This window comes from Legionella anisa, from assembly GCF_001467525.1.
Lineage (GTDB): Bacteria > Pseudomonadota > Gammaproteobacteria > Legionellales > Legionellaceae > Legionella > Legionella anisa.
In genome coordinates this window covers 1-15,341 of sequence record NZ_LNXS01000032.1, presented here as the reverse complement: position 1 = coordinate 15,341, position 15,341 = coordinate 1, and the positions used below count along the sequence as shown (strand labels likewise).

The following is a 15,341-nucleotide window of genomic DNA, read 5'->3' as shown; positions in this document are numbered from 1 at the left end:
AATGTAGTCTTACCATGGTCTACGTGACCAATCGTGCCCACATTTACGTGTGGCTTCTTACGTTCAAATTTTTCCTTCGCCATTTCAATAACCTCGTTTTAACTTTTTATTGTTTCTTAATAATTGCTTCAGCAATGTTATTTGGAGCTTCAGCATACTTAGAAAATTCCATAGTATATGTTGCTCTTCCCTGGGTAGCAGAACGCAAATCGGTCGAATAACCAAACATCTCTGCGAGTGGTACTTCAGCCCTAACAATTTTTCCTGCTGGTGAATCCTCCATTCCTTGTACAAGACCACGGCGTCTATTAAGGTCACCCATAACATCGCCCATATAGTCTTCAGGAGTAACTACTTCAACACTCATGATTGGTTCAAGTAAAACTGGTTTGGCTTTTAATGCACCTTGTTTGAAACCCATAGAGCCAGCAATTTTGAATGCCATTTCACTAGAATCCACTTCATGGAATGAACCATCAAATAAAGTTACTTTAACGTCCACTACAGGATATCCAGCAATAACACCATTTTGCATTTGTTCTTGAACCCCTTTATCAACAGCTGGGATGTATTCTTTCGGAATAACACCGCCAACAATTTCATTGATAAACTCATAACCTTTTCCAGGTTCTTGTGGTTCAATTTTCAACCAAACATGTCCAAATTGACCGCGTCCACCAGATTGTCTAACAAATTTACCTTCTTGTTCCACTTTTTGTTTCAGTGTTTCACGATAAGCAACTTGAGGCTTACCTACATTGGCTTCCACATTAAACTCACGTTTCATGCGGTCAACAATAATTTCTAGATGAAGCTCACCCATACCTTCAATAATCGTTTGGCCTGATTCCTCATCTGTATGAACTCTGAATGATGGGTCTTCTTGTGCTAATTTACCAAGAGCAATACCCATTTTTTCCTGGTCTGCTTTAGTTTTTGGTTCAACAGCAACTGCGATTACAGGATCTGGAAAGTCCATTCTTTCTAATATGACAACACTCTCAGTATCGCATAGGGTATCCCCTGTTGTTACTGTTTTTAACCCAACAGCGGCAGCAATATCGCCTGCCTTTACTTCTTTAATTTCTTCGCGTGAGTTGGCATGCATCTGCAACAAACGACCTATACGCTCTCTCTTTGCTTTAACCGAGTTGTAAACTGTATCACCGCTTTTTAAAACACCTGAGTATGCTCTAAAGTAGGTTAAAGTTCCAACAAATGGGTCAGTCGCAATTTTAAATGCTAAAGCTGAAAATGGTGCATCATAACTTGTTTTGCGAGAAGCTGGCTCGCCATCTTCATCTACACCTTGAACATCAGGGATATCTGTTGGAGAAGGCAGATACTCAATTACACCATCCAAAACTGCTTGAACCCCTTTGTTTTTAAAGGCTGAACCACAAAAGACTGGTACAATTTGGTTGCTTATGGTTAATTGTCGCAATGCTTTTTTTATCTCTTCTTCGGTAAGTTCCACACCTTCAAGATATTTTTCCATGAGCTCTTCGGTTGCTTCTGCAGCAGCCTCAACAAGTAGAGCGCGATATTCTTCACAATGTTCTTTGAGATCTGCAGGTACGTCTTTATATTGGAACGTCATACCTTTATTTTCTTCATCCCAATGAATTGCCTTCATTTTAATAAGGTCAATAACACCTTTAAACTCTTCTTCCGCACCAATAGGAAGTTGGACAACGATGGGATTTGAACCCAATCTTTGTTTAATTTGGCTCACTACACGAAGGAAGTTTGCACCCATTCTATCCATCTTATTAACAAACACGATGCGTGGCACACCATACTTGTTTGCTTGTCGCCAAACAGTTTCTGATTGTGGCTCCACACCAGATACTGAGTCGAACACAACAACAGCACCGTCGAGCACGCGTAGTGAGCGCTCAACTTCAATCATGAAATCAACGTGTCCTGGGGTATCAATAATATTGATACGGTGAGGTTCGAATTGTTTATCCATACCAGCCCAGTAGCACGTTGTTGCTGCTGATGTAATGGTAATACCGCGCTCTTGCTCCTGAACCATCCAGTCCATTGTTGCAGCACCGTCATGAACTTCACCAATTTTATGAGACATACCAGTATAGTACAGTACACGCTCTGTTGTGGTGGTTTTTCCAGCATCAACGTGCGCTGCAATCCCTATATTTCTATATAGCTTCAATGGAGTGGACACGGATTACCCTCTCTCTTAGTTCCATCTAAAATGCGCAAACGCCTGGTTGGCTTTTGCCATCTTATGTGTATCTTCGCGTTTCTTCACTGCGGAACCTTTACTTTCGTAGGCATCCATCAGTTCCCCAGCCAAGCGTAACATCATACCTTTTTCACCACGAGTACGTGCAGCTTGAACAATCCAGCGCATTCCCAAAGCAATACTACGATCTGTTCTTACTTCAACAGGAACTTGGTAGGTAGCACCACCAACTCGTCGCGAACGAACTTCTACGCTTGGGCGAACATTATCTAAAGCATTTTCAAAGTAGCGAAGAACAGTTGCTGAACCACTTGCAGAACCTGATTCACCTTCTTCCTCATCTGCTTTCTTAAGCTTCTTTACGCGCTCTTCTAAAACTGATAAAGCACCGTATATTATTTTTTCAGCAGTAGATTTTTTACCACTGACCATTAACACGTTAATAAATTTTGCTAGCAATTCACTATGATGCTTAGGATCTGGCAAAATTTCTCTTTTGGGGACTTCTCTTCTTCTAGGCATTTCAATTTCCTACAATCAGTTATTTTTTATCTTTTGGTTTTTTAGTACCGTATTTCGAACGACCTTGTTTACGATCATTAACACCTGATGTATCCAAGCTACCTCTTACAGTGTGATAACGCACACCAGGTAAATCTTTAACACGACCACCTCTAATAAGAACAACTGAGTGTTCCTGAAGGTTATGGCCTTCTCCACCTATATATGATGAAACTTCAAATCCATTGGTTAAACGTACACGGGCAACCTTACGCATAGCTGAGTTAGGTTTTTTAGGTGTAGTAGTGTAAACGCGTGTACACACACCGCGTCTTTGTGGACATGATTCCAGCGCTGGCACGTTACTTTTCTTCTTTACGTCCACACGAGGCTTTCTTACTAACTGATTAATAGTAGCCATTTATACTTAACTCCGATCTGTCTCTTTTGATTATTTCGAATGCATAAGGAGGCCGGATTCTATATAGCCACGGCAGATTTGTCAAGTTTAATCTGCCGTTTTTCGAATCCGAACTAGTGTTCTTGATTGTCTGCGTTTAATGCTTCACTTAACGCATGCTCAACATCACTCGCAGTAACAGTATGCACTGGGTGCTCACCGGCTGCAGCCTTAGCTCTTTTTGCCTTACGGCCTTGATGATATGCATAACCTGTTCCCGCAGGAATCAAGCGTCCAACCATCACGTTTTCTTTTAATCCACGTAAATCATCAATTTTACCACTTACAGCAGCTTCAGTTAGTACTCTTGTTGTTTCTTGGAACGAAGCAGCAGAAATAAATGACTCAGTTGCTAAGGAAGCTTTTGTAATACCTAGCAATATAGGTGTGCCTCTAGCTGTTTGTTTCTCTTCAGCAATAAGTTTGTCATTTTCTTGTAATAAGACGCTTTCTTCTACTTGCTCACCTACCAAGAATTTTGAATCCCCAGCAAAAGTAATAACTCGTTTACGTAGCATTTGTCGTACGATTACTTCAATATGCTTGTCATTAATTTTTACACCTTGTAAGCGATAGACATCTTGTACTTCATTTACGATGTAATTCGCTAATGCACCTACACCCAGCAGACGTAATATATCATGTGGGTTGAGCGCACCTTCAGCGATAATCTCACCGCGTTCAACATGCTCGCCTTCGAAGACAGAAATATGTCTCCATTTGGGTATCAATTCTTCATGACATTGATCTTCGGAAACATTTATAATCAATCTCCTCTTACCCTTTGTCTCCTTACCAAAACTAACCATCCCCGAAACTTCAGCCATAACTGCTGAGTCTTTAGGTTTACGCGCCTCAAATAAATCAGCTACTCTTGGCAGACCCCCTGTAATATCGCGAGTTTTGGAACGCTCTTGAGGGATACGTGCAATAACATCCCCGATTCCCACATGGCTACCATCTTCAAAGTTAACAATCGCGTCTACAGGCAGATAGTATTGGGCAGGGACATTAGTACCAGCAAGATAAATATCTTCGCCATTTTCAGTTACTAATTTTACCATTGGACGTAAATCACGACCTGCGGCACTGCGTTGTTTTGCATCGATAACTACAATGTTACTCAAACCGGTTAATTCATCAGTTTGTCGGTTCATCGTAATACCATCGATTAAATCGACAAATTTCAAATAACCACTTACCTCAGAAATAACTGGGTGAGTATGTGGATCCCAAGTAGCAATAACTTGTCCAGCTTCCACAGGTGAATTATCTTGCACTGAAATTACTGCACCATAGGGTAGCTTATAACGCTCACGCTCACGTCCGAACTCATCAACGATCGTTACCTCACCGGAACGTGACACAGCAACCAGATTTTTATTTTCATGCGTTACTGTTTTAATGTTATGTAAACGAATAACCCCTTTAGTTTTAATCTGAATATTATTTGCTGCTGTTGCTCTCGATGCAGCCCCCCCAATATGGAAGGTACGCATTGTCAACTGCGTTCCAGGCTCACCAATTGATTGAGCAGCAATAATACCTACAGCTTCACCAGTATTAACAAGGTGACCTCTTGCCAAATCACGACCATAGCACTTAGCACATAATCCAAATCGAGTTTGACAAGTAATCGGTGAGCGAACCATGATTTGGTCCACTCCTTGTTTTTCGAGTTTTTCAACCCACTCTTCATCCAATAATGTTCCTGCAGTAACCACAGGCTCACTTTGGTTGGGAATATAAACATCTGAAGCAACTACTCGTCCTAATACCCGCTCATGTAAAGGCTCAACGATATCGCCGCCTTCAATCAGAGGTTGCATTAGAACACCGGTATCAACACCACAATCGTCTTCAGTAATCACCACGTCTTGCGCCACATCAACTAAACGCCGTGTCAAGTAACCGGAGTTAGCTGTTTTTAACGCAGTATCTGCCAGACCTTTTCTCGCACCGTGAGTTGAAATAAAGTACTGGAATACGTTCAAGCCTTCACGGAAGTTAGCGGTAATTGGCGTTTCAATAATCGAGCCATCTGGAGCAGCCATCAATCCACGCATACCGGCAAGCTGTCTGATTTGCGCTGCAGAACCCCTAGCGCCTGAATCAGCCATCATGAAGATTGGGTTGAATGATTCTTGCCTGACGAGATCACCTTTTGCATCACGAGTTTCTTCGGTTGCTATTTTGCTCATCATAGATTTAGCAACTAATTCGTTGGTTCTAGACCAAATATCAATTACTTTGTTGTAACGCTCACCATTGGTTACCAAGCCTGAACGGAATTGGGATTCAATTTCACGAACTTCATTATCAGCATGGTCAATAATGCTGGCTTTATCATCAGGTATTTCCATGTCTTCAATACCAATTGATATACCAGAACGTGTCGCATATTTAAAGCCAGTATACATTAGCTTATCTGCAAAAATTACAGTTTCTTTCAAACCAAAATTTCTATAGCAACTATCAATAACCTTCGAAATTACTTTCTTGGTCATGGTACGGTTTATTGTTGCAAAAGTCATACCCTTAGGCAGAATCTCGGCAAGAATAGCTCGACCAACTGTAGTTTCTACCAGATGATGTCCTTCTCCGTCGTCCTTAGGCATGCGGATTTTAATTTTTGCATGGATATCAAGATGCCCTGACTCATAAAAATTCTGAGCTTCCTGGGCACTGACAAAAATCTTCCCTTCACCTAAAGCATTAACTTTTTCTCGGGTTAAATAATATAACCCAAGTACAACGTCTTGGCTGGGAACGATAATCGGTTCACCACTCGCAGGCGATAGAATATTGTTGGTAGACATCATTAACGAGCGAGCTTCTAATTGCGCTTCCAAAGTTAACGGTACGTGAACCGCCATTTGGTCACCGTCGAAGTCTGCGTTATATGCAGTACAAACTAAAGGATGCAGTTGTATCGCTTTACCTTCAATCAACACAGGTTCAAATGCCTGAATACCTAGCCTATGTAATGTAGGCGCTCGGTTTAGCAGGATTGGATGCTCACGAATAACATCATCTAAAATATCCCAAACAACAGACTCTTCACGCTCTACCATTTTTTTGGCAGCTTTAATTGTTGTAGCTAAACCTCTAAACTCAAGTTTGCTGAATATGAATGGTTTAAATAATTCAAGGGCCATTTTCTTTGGAAGACCACACTGATGCAGCTTCAAAGTCGGACCAACCACAATTACTGAACGTCCGGAATAGTCTACACGCTTACCTAACAGGTTTTGGCGGAAACGACCTTGCTTCCCTTTAATCATATCTGCTAAAGATTTGAGTGGTCTCTTATTTGTACCCGTAATCGCACGACCACGACGCCCGTTATCCAGCAGCGCATCAACTGATTCCTGTAACATTCTCTTTTCATTACGCACAATAATATCGGGCGCATTCAAATCAAGAAGACGCTTCAAACGGTTGTTTCGGTTAATAACACGTCGATACAAGTCATTCAAATCAGATGTCGCAAAACGACCACCATCTAAAGGAACCAAAGGTCTTAAATCAGGTGGTAGAACTGGTAATACATCCATGATCATCCACTCTGGCTTATTGCCAGAATCATAGAATGCTTCAAGCAGCTTTAATCTCTTCGTGATTTTCTTAATTTTTGTTTCAGAACTTGTAGTGGGTAACTCTTCACGCAAACTCTTGATTTCTTCTTCCAAATCAACTTGACGAAGTAAATCGCGGATAGCTTCAGCACCCATTCGTGCGTCAAATTCATCACCATACTGTTCCATTGCATCAAGATATACTTCATCATTCAGCAACTGGCCACGCTCAAGCTCTGTCATTCCCGGATCGACGACAACAAACGCTTCAAAATAAAGTACACGCTCAATGTCTCGTAACGTCATATCAAGTAATAAACCAATTCGGGAAGGTAATGACTTCAAGAACCAGATGTGTGCTACGGGGCTTGCAAGTTCAATATGTCCCATGCGTTCACGACGTACTTTTGCCAGTGCAAGTTCAACACCGCATTTTTCGCAGATAACGCCTCGATGTTTGAGTCGCTTATATTTACCACATAGGCACTCATAATCTTTTACTGGACCAAATGTTTTGGCACAAAATAAACCATCCCGCTCCGGTTTAAATGTACGATAATTAATTGTTTCTGGTTTTTTTACTTCACCATATGACCATGAACGAATTAGTTCAGGAGAGGCTAACGCAATTTTAATTGCGTCAAACTCTTCACTTTGTCCCTGTTGCTTAAGGATGCCGAGCAAATCGCTCATTACAGGTGCTTTTCTCATTGGTTCATTCATTGGATCGTCGTTTAGAGTACTCAAGTCTATGCCTCCAAAAATTTGTTAATCAGTATCGCTGAAAAAGTTAATCGTGTTCGAGTTCGATATCTATTCCAAGCGCACGAATTTCTTTCAATAATACGTTGAAAGATTCAGGCATTCCTGGATCCATACGATGATCGCCATCGACAATATTTTTGTAGATTTTTGTTCTACCTCCAACGTCATCTGATTTCACAGTCAACATTTCCTGTAATGTATAAGCTGCACCATAAGCTTCGAGAGCCCATACCTCCATCTCCCCAAAGCGCTGACCCCCAAACTGTGCTTTACCGCCAAGTGGTTGTTGCGTTACCAGGCTGTATGAACCAGTTGAACGAGCATGCATCTTATCATCAACTAAATGGTTTAGTTTCAACATATACATGTAACCTACCGTTACTGGGTTATCAAATTTGCTTCCAGTCCTACCATCAATCAAGAAGGTTTTACCATCAGAAGACAAATCTGCCAGTTGTAGCATGCGTTTTATTTCTTCTTCAGAAGCACCATCAAAAACAGGTGTTGCCATCGGTACACCAGCTCGTAGATTATCTGCCAATCTGAATAGCTCTTCATCATTCAGACAATCTAGATGTACTCTTTGTACATCATCATGGTTGTATATCTTATGCAAAAAGGATTTGATTTCAGTTGCATTTTGTTTTGAATCAAGCATCTGAGCAATTTTATTTCCTAAGCCTTTTGCAGCTAAACCAAGATGGGTTTCTAATACTTGTCCAATATTCATACGTGAAGGTACGCCTAATGGATTAAGAACGATATCTACAGCTGTTCCATCTTCCATATGCGGCATGTCTTCAACCGGAACCACAATAGAGATAACCCCTTTGTTTCCATGTCGACCAGCCATTTTATCACCTGGCTGAATACGTCTCTTCACAGCAAGATATACTTTAACAATTTTTAATACACCAGGAGCTAAATCATCCCCCTGAATTATTTTCTTTCGACTATCATTGAAACGCTTTTCCATTTCTTTAGACAACAGTTCAAGCTGTTTTGAAAGTTGTTCTAATTGCTGGCTGATTACATCGTTTTCGAGCCGAATATCAAACCATTTTTCTCTACCTATTTTATCCAGGTAGTCTTGATTAATTTTGGAACCTGGTTTCAGATTTCCTGGACCACCTGTTGCGACCTTATCGAGTACAATGTTGGCTACACGATGGTAAATATCTTCTTCACGAATACGTCGCTCATCAACTAAGTCCTTACGAACTCGAGCTAAATGCTCTTCTTCAATGCTTTTCGCACGCGCATCTTTTTCTAAGCCATCACGCGTAAATACTTGAACATCAATAACAGTACCATTCATTCCTGATGGAACGCGTAATGAAGAATCTTTAACATCCGAAGCTTTTTCACCAAAAATTGCACGCAACAACTTCTCTTCAGGAGTAAGCTGTGTCTCGCCTTTAGGAGTAACTTTTCCGACCAGAATATCGCCTGCCTTAACTTCAGCGCCGATATAAACTACCCCAGCTTCATCTAAGTTTGAAAGTGCTGATTCACCAACATTTGGAATATCGGCGGTAATTTCTTCAGTACCTAATTTAGTATCACGCGCAATACAAGTTAACTCTTCGATGTGAATCGTTGTGAATCGATCATCTTGTACAATACGTTCTGAGATAAGGATGGAGTCCTCAAAGTTATATCCATTCCAAGGCATAAAAGCGACCAATAAATTTTGGCCTAGGGCTAGTTCACCCATATCAGTGCAAGGACCATCAGCTAAGATGTCTCCTTTTTGAATCATATCGCCAGTATTAACTATTGGACGTTGATTGATACATGTATCCTGGTTTGAACGAAAGTACTTAGTCAGGTTGTAAATATCAACACCCGTTTCACCAGCAGTAGTCTCGTCATCATTCACTCGAACAACAATACGTGATGCATCCACAAGATCAATTACACCGCCGCGTTTTGCCACTACGGAAACCCCAGAATCAGAAGCAACAATACGTTCCATTCCTGTGCCTACTAGGGGTTTTTCAGAACGTAAAGTAGGGACTGCTTGTCGTTGCATGTTTGAACCCATCAAAGCACGGTTCGCATCATCATGCTCCAAGAATGGAATTAGCGAAGCAGCTACAGAAACGATCTGCTTGGGTGAAATATCCATGTAGTTAATGTTATCTGGTGTTGTTAATGAAAACTCATTTTGATGTCTACATGGAACGAGATCTGCAAGAATATTTCCGTCTTTATCAAGAGCCACGCTCGATTGCGCAATATACTGATCAACTTCTTCAATTGCTGATAAATATTCAATATCATCCGTCACACGACCATTAATTACTTTACGGCATGGAGTTTCAATAAATCCATAATCATTTGTTCTTGCATAAACAGATAATGAATTAATCAAACCAATATTTGGACCTTCTGGTGTTTCAATAGGACAAACACGTCCATAGTGTGTGGTATGAACGTCACGAACTTCAAAACCAGCTCGCTCACGTGTTAAACCACCTGGACCCAGTGCAGAAACCCTACGTTTGTGTGTCACACCGGATAATGGATTAACTTGATCCATAAACTGTGATAATTGGCTTGAGCCAAAGAATTCTTTAATCGCAGCAGAAACGGGTTTTGCATTGATTAAATCTTGTGGCATCAGATTTTCAGATTCAACCAAACTTAAGCGTTCTTTAACAGCTCGTTCAACACGTACAAGACCGACCCTAAATTGGTTCTCTGTCATTTCACCAACACTACGAACCCTTCGGTTACCTAGGTGGTCAATATCATCCACCATACCAATACCGTTTCTTATATCGATCAATGTCTTGATAACAGCCATTATGTCTTCTTTAGTCAAAGTGCCTGGGCCATCATCATTTTTTCTGCCTACGCGTCGATTAAATTTCATTCTACCAACAGCTGATAAATCATAGCGCTCATCAACAAAGAATAAGTTTTTAAACAGAGCTTCAGCTGCTTCTTTAGTTGGTGGCTCACCTGGTCTCATCATACGATAAATTTCAACAAGTGCCTCCAACTGACTTGAGGTAGGATCAATTTTCAATGTATCTGATATATAAGAACCATGATCCAAATCATTAGTATAAATCATGTCAAATTCATGAATTCCATTGGAAGCCATTAAATCGAGGGTCTCATCAGTTACTTCATCATTTGCTTGTGCGATAAATTCACCGGTAGAAGTATCTATGATATTTTTAGCCAGTGTTTTGCCTATTAAATAATCACGTGGAACAACCAGATCTTTCATCTGAGCTTTTTCCATTTGTTTAATATGGCGTGCAGTAATTCTTCTACCTTGTTCTACAATAAGCTCGCCTGTTTCAGGAACGAGAATATCAAACGACGCAATTTCACCTCGTAGTCGTTGAGGAATTAAATCAATATGGTATTCACCATTTTTAAGATGACAGCTTGTCATTTCAAAGAACTCATTTAAGATATCTTCTGTTTCATATCCTAAGGCTCTTAATAAAATACTTACGGGTAATTTACGTCTTCTATCAATTCGGACATAAACACAGTCTTTTGGATCAAATTCAAAGTCCAACCATGACCCACGGTAGGGTATAATACGTGCGGAATACAATAGTTTACCAGATGAATGGGTTTTACCTTTATCATGCTCAAATATCACACCCGGAGATCGATGTAATTGAGAGACAACAACTCTCTCGGTACCATTTACAACAAATGTACCAACATCAGTCATTAAAGGTATTTCACCCATAAAGACATCTTGTTCTCTGATATCTTTGATAGGCTTTGGATCTTCGCTTGCGTCCTTATCTAGAACAACAAGTCTGATTTTAACCCTTAACGGTGCAGAATAGGTTAAGCCTCTTAATTTGCATTCACGAACATCAAACGCTGGTTCACCTAACTTATAACCAACATATTCTAATCGTGCATTGCCAGAAAAGCTTTCAATCGGAAATACAGAAGAAAATGCAGCATGTAATCCTGTATTAAATTGTTCATTTGACTTGCTATCAGCCTGAAGAAAATCCCTATAGGATTTAAGTTGAATTTCAAGCAGATTTGGTATTGCCATTTTATCGGCCTGCTTACCAAAGCTTTTGCGAAATCGTTTTTTCTCAGCATGCGAATATTGAGGTTTAGCTTCTGCAACGGCCATGGTGTTTCCTCTGTAAATTATTGATGACTTCAAACACGTAAACCCAGCCATGAAACCATGGCTGGGTCCTATCTCACTGATATAACTTTATTATTTAACTTCTACTGAAGCACCAGCTTCTTCAAGTTCTTTCTTGATGTTAGCAGCTTCATCTTTAGATACACCTTCTTTAATTGTTGAAGGAGCACCTTCTACTAAGTCTTTAGCTTCTTTCAAGCCAAGACCAGTAATACCACGAACTGCTTTAATTACGTTAACTTTGTTTGCACCGAAACTGCTCATAACAACAGTAAACTCTGTTTGTTCTTCAGCAGCGGCAGCACCACTAGCAGCTGGAGCGGCAACTGCAACAGCAGCAGCGGCAGCAGAAACGTTGAATTTCTCTTCCATAGCTTCGATTAACTCAACAACTTCCATAACAGACATATTTGCTATGGTTTCTAAAATATCATTTTTTGACACAGCCATTTCTAGCTCCTGATTTAAAATTAATTTAATGATTAAATGAGATTTAACCTGCTTTTTTATCTTTTACTGCTGCTAAAGTTCTCACAAATTTAGCATGTGGCTCAGCAAGAGTTCTGACAAATTTCTCAATTGGCGCTTTCATCACGTACATCAACTTGGCAATTGCCTCATCACGAGTCGGTAAGCTAGCAACAGCATCAATCTGATTTGCTTTATATACTTTTCCGCCTACGGATAATGCTTTAATCTCAAGTTTTTCAAATGTCTTAGTGAATTCTTTAAGTAGTCTTGCTGCATCACTAGGTGCTTCCAGTGATAATGCAATGAACAACGGGCCTACAAGCAAGTCATTCAAGCACTCAAATTCAGTATTTTTAAAAGCTCTTCGTGTTAATGTATTTCTAACAACACGAAGATAAACACCAGACTTGCGTGCTTCACTACGCAACTGCGTCATTTGATTAACGGTTAAACCACGATAATCAGCAACAACTGCCGAAATAGCCTTTGAGGCGACCTCAGTCACTTCTTCAACAACAGCTTTTTTTTCAGCTAAATTTAATGTCACGTTACTGACCTCCTAATTATACAAATCACAAGGATTTGCCAGTTATGGTGGCCGTCTCTTTAAAATTGGAGCCGGTTCACCGTCTGCGCAGGAAATTAAGCGTTAGCACCTGCGGTCTTCGACGGCATGGAACCAAATCTATGCCGTGAATTCTTAAAAATGGGTGATTATATTACACAGGTATTGATGAAATATCAATAGCTATACCAGGACCCATAGTTGTTGATAAAGAGACTTTCTTTAAATACTGACCTTTAGCAGAAGCAGGTTTTGCTTTTTTAAGATCATTAATTAAAGCAACTATGTTTTCAATGATGTCTTCAGCAGTAAAATCTACTTTACCGACGGTGCAATGAATAATACCGTTCTTGTCAGTTCTATAACGTACTTGACCAGATTTTGCATCGTTCACAGCTGCTTCAACGTTCGTAGTAACCGTGCCAACTTTTGGATTTGGCATTAAACCTCTAGGACCTAAAACCTGGCCTAGCTGTCCGACAATACGCATAGCATCTGGTGTAGCAATAACAACATCGAAGTCCATTGCGCCACCTTTGATTTTCTCAGCCAAATCCTCAAATCCAACAATATCAGCACCAGCATTTTTAGCTTTAGTAGCATTATCACCTTGTGCAAATACAGCTACGCGTACAACTTTTCCTGTACCTTTAGGTAAGTTAGTCGACGAGCGTACAACTTGATCGGATTTACGAGGATCAACACCCAGATTAACACTTATATCTAAACTTTCACGAAATTTAGTTGAAGCAAATTGTTTTAACAAGTTAATTGCCTCTGTCGCGCTATATAAATGATTTGACTTAATTGTCTCTATAATTTTCTTTTGCTTTTTAGATACTCTTGTCATGGCATCCCCCTTACTCTAAACCTTCAACGTCAATACCCATACTGCGTGCAGTACCTGCAATACTTCTAACTGCTGCCGCTAAGCTTGCTGCAGTTAAATCAGGTTCTTTAATCTTCGCAATTTCCTCAAGTTGTTTGACATTAAGTTTGGCCACTTTTTTAGTATTGGGTGTACCACTTCCACTTTGAATACCTGCAGCTTTTTTCAGAAGAACAGAAGCTGGTGGAGTTTTAGTAATAAAGGTAAAACTACGATCGCTATATACAGTAATTACAACTGGAGTAGGTAATCCTTGCTCCATTTGTTGGGTTGCTGCGTTAAATGCTTTACAAAATTCCATAATATTAACACCACGCTGACCCAAGGCTGGGCCTACAGGTGGACTTGGATTTGCTTTACCTGCTGGAATTTGTAACTTAATATATGCTTCTACTTTTTTTGCCATATTTACTCCTCATGGGTCATGCGCCAGCGTCTTCGAGAAAGCATGAATCACTTTCTTCGTGTAAATTTCTGGCTCCCCTTTTTTTACACAAAATAACCCCGAAAACTCCTGTTTAAACTTTTTATTTAAACGAGTTATCAGGGCACCTTAGCGAACTAAGTTTTTTCCACTTGACTAAATTCAAGTTCTACCGGAGTAGATCGTCCAAAAATCAAAACGGCTACTCTTAATCTATTTTTCTCATAGTTGACTTCTTCTACTACCCCATTAAAGTCAACAAAAGGACCTTCCTTAACTCGAACCACTTCACCGGGTTCAAATAGGATCTTAGGTCTTGGTTTAGTAACACCATCTTCAACACGCTGCATAATTGCACGAGCTTCTTTATCAGTAATCGGTGTAGGCGTTTGGCTTGTTCCACCAATAAAGCCTAGAACTCTTGGGATCGCTCTTATCATATGCCATGTTTGATCATCCATAACCATGTTTACCAATACATAGCCAGGAAAAAACTTACGTGTACTTTTACGCTTTTGACCCGAGCGCATTTCAACCACTTCTTCTGAAGGAACCACAACTTCACCAATTTTATCATCTAAATTGTGATGTTGAGCTCGAGATTTGATTTCGCGCATAACGAAATTCTCATAACCTGAATAGGCATGTACAACGTACCATTGTTTCGATTTGTGTTCTTCCACCGAATTCACCCTAAATGCGTTATTTTAGCAATTGCCCACATCATCACTGAATCGACTCCCCAGAGTATAAATCCAGTCACTGCAACCATAACAATAACAATGGTTGTTGTCTGTATCGTTTCTTGGCGAGTTGGCCAAACGACCTTTAACAATTCAACTTTTGACTCTTGAGCGAATTTAAATACTTGTTTACCTGAAGAGGTCATGTAGCCAAAAAATAAAGCCAATAATAGCCACACGAGCCATATTATTGACAAAATTGGGCCTGAAAAAGTGTAGTAATAGGTGCAAAAGAATGCCACTGCAGTTACAACAACTACAGCCATCCATGAGAAAATATTTTTAGTCTTACTTTGGTTTTCGTTCGAACTTTTCATATTCACTTGTATGTTGGCAGGCCAGGAGGGAATCGAACCCCCAACCTGCGGTTTTGGAGACCGCCACTCTGCCAATTGAGCTACTGGCCTAAATTAATTGGCATGAATTAATGATTCATGCCAACACAATTTAACTTTACTATTCGATGATTTTCGCAACAACACCTGCACCAACAGTACGACCACCTTCCCGAATTGCGAAACGTAAACCTTCGTCCATCGCAATAGGCGCATGAAGATTAATGGTCAATTGTACGTTATCACCA

General features: G+C 40.2%; 13 protein-coding genes and 1 tRNA gene. All 14 read right to left on the bottom strand.

From position 1 onward, the window contains the following. Positions 1 to 83 (bottom strand): elongation factor Tu (locus Lani_RS21265; RefSeq protein WP_080443269.1); only part of this gene is annotated, 83 nt, incomplete at its 3' end. 23 nt (positions 84 to 106) lie between these two features. Next, positions 107 to 2,191 (bottom strand): elongation factor G, encoded by a 2,085-nt coding sequence (gene fusA / locus Lani_RS12205; RefSeq protein ID WP_019233359.1) that lies wholly within the window; start codon positions 2,189 to 2,191, stop codon positions 107 to 109. A gap of 15 nt (positions 2,192 to 2,206) precedes the next feature. Continuing rightward, a complete protein-coding gene (gene rpsG / locus Lani_RS12200; protein ID WP_019233358.1) occupies positions 2,207 to 2,734 on the bottom strand; it encodes a 30S ribosomal protein S7 in 528 nt (175 codons plus the stop codon). 19 nt (positions 2,735 to 2,753) lie between these two features. After that, positions 2,754 to 3,134: a 30S ribosomal protein S12 gene (gene rpsL / locus Lani_RS12195; RefSeq protein WP_010654837.1), complete on the bottom strand. Its 381-nt coding sequence runs from the start codon at positions 3,132 to 3,134 to the stop codon at positions 2,754 to 2,756. Between the two features lie 113 nt (positions 3,135 to 3,247). Beyond that, positions 3,248 to 7,444, bottom strand: a complete 4,197-nt coding sequence (gene rpoC, locus Lani_RS12190) for a DNA-directed RNA polymerase subunit beta' (protein ID WP_040522525.1) — start codon at positions 7,442 to 7,444, stop codon at positions 3,248 to 3,250. A gap of 97 nt (positions 7,445 to 7,541) precedes the next feature. Beyond that, the gene (gene rpoB / locus Lani_RS12185; protein WP_019233356.1) at positions 7,542 to 11,648 is read right to left on the bottom strand and encodes a DNA-directed RNA polymerase subunit beta; all 4,107 of its coding nucleotides are present in this window, start codon (positions 11,646 to 11,648) and stop codon (positions 7,542 to 7,544) included. Positions 11,649 to 11,738: 90 nt separating this feature from the next. Continuing rightward, entirely contained in the window at positions 11,739 to 12,116 is a 378-nt protein-coding gene (gene rplL / locus Lani_RS12180) for a 50S ribosomal protein L7/L12 (protein ID WP_019233355.1), read from the bottom strand. 43 nt (positions 12,117 to 12,159) lie between these two features. Further along, positions 12,160 to 12,684 carry a 50S ribosomal protein L10 gene (gene rplJ, locus Lani_RS12175; RefSeq protein WP_019233354.1) on the bottom strand — a complete coding sequence of 175 codons (525 nt, stop codon included), beginning with the start codon at positions 12,682 to 12,684 and terminating at the stop codon, positions 12,160 to 12,162. A 172-nt stretch (positions 12,685 to 12,856) separates the two neighbouring features. Further along, complete coding sequence (rplA, locus tag Lani_RS12170; protein ID WP_019233353.1) at positions 12,857 to 13,552, bottom strand: 50S ribosomal protein L1; 696 nt, start codon at positions 13,550 to 13,552, stop codon at positions 12,857 to 12,859. A gap of 10 nt (positions 13,553 to 13,562) precedes the next feature. Beyond that, positions 13,563 to 13,997, bottom strand: a complete 435-nt coding sequence (rplK, locus tag Lani_RS12165; protein ID WP_010654844.1) for a 50S ribosomal protein L11 — start codon at positions 13,995 to 13,997, stop codon at positions 13,563 to 13,565. Between the two features lie 155 nt (positions 13,998 to 14,152). After that, positions 14,153 to 14,698, bottom strand: a complete 546-nt coding sequence (nusG, locus tag Lani_RS12160) for a transcription termination/antitermination protein NusG (RefSeq protein WP_019233352.1) — start codon at positions 14,696 to 14,698, stop codon at positions 14,153 to 14,155. A gap of 5 nt (positions 14,699 to 14,703) precedes the next feature. Next, the gene (secE, locus tag Lani_RS12155; RefSeq protein WP_019233351.1) at positions 14,704 to 15,075 is read right to left on the bottom strand and encodes a preprotein translocase subunit SecE; all 372 of its coding nucleotides are present in this window, start codon (positions 15,073 to 15,075) and stop codon (positions 14,704 to 14,706) included. A 14-nt stretch (positions 15,076 to 15,089) separates the two neighbouring features. After that, positions 15,090 to 15,165, bottom strand: a tRNA-Trp gene (locus tag Lani_RS12150). Positions 15,166 to 15,214: 49 nt separating this feature from the next. After that, on the bottom strand, positions 15,215 to 15,341 hold a 127-nt coding region (locus Lani_RS19760), incomplete at its 5' end, for an EF-Tu C-terminal domain-related protein (protein WP_476630060.1).

What these genes read in the sequence shown, in the direction of transcription:
- rpsG (WP_019233358.1), bottom strand. Translation starts at nt 2,734, where the DNA reads ATGCCTAGAAGAAGAGAAGTCCCCAAAAGAGAAATTTTGCCAGATCCT.
- rpsL (WP_010654837.1), bottom strand. Translation starts at nt 3,134, where the DNA reads ATGGCTACTATTAATCAGTTAGTAAGAAAGCCTCGTGTGGACGTAAAG.
- rpoC (WP_040522525.1), bottom strand. Translation starts at nt 7,444, where the DNA reads ATGAGCGATTTGCTCGGCATCCTTAAGCAACAGGGACAAAGTGAAGAG.
- rpoB (WP_019233356.1), bottom strand. Translation starts at nt 11,648, where the DNA reads ATGGCCGTTGCAGAAGCTAAACCTCAATATTCGCATGCTGAGAAAAAA.
- rplL (WP_019233355.1), bottom strand. Translation starts at nt 12,116, where the DNA reads ATGGCTGTGTCAAAAAATGATATTTTAGAAACCATAGCAAATATGTCT.
- rplA (WP_019233353.1), bottom strand. Translation starts at nt 13,552, where the DNA reads ATGACAAGAGTATCTAAAAAGCAAAAGAAAATTATAGAGACAATTAAG.
- rplK (WP_010654844.1), bottom strand. Translation starts at nt 13,997, where the DNA reads ATGGCAAAAAAAGTAGAAGCATATATTAAGTTACAAATTCCAGCAGGT.
- secE (WP_019233351.1), bottom strand. Translation starts at nt 15,075, where the DNA reads ATGAAAAGTTCGAACGAAAACCAAAGTAAGACTAAAAATATTTTCTCA.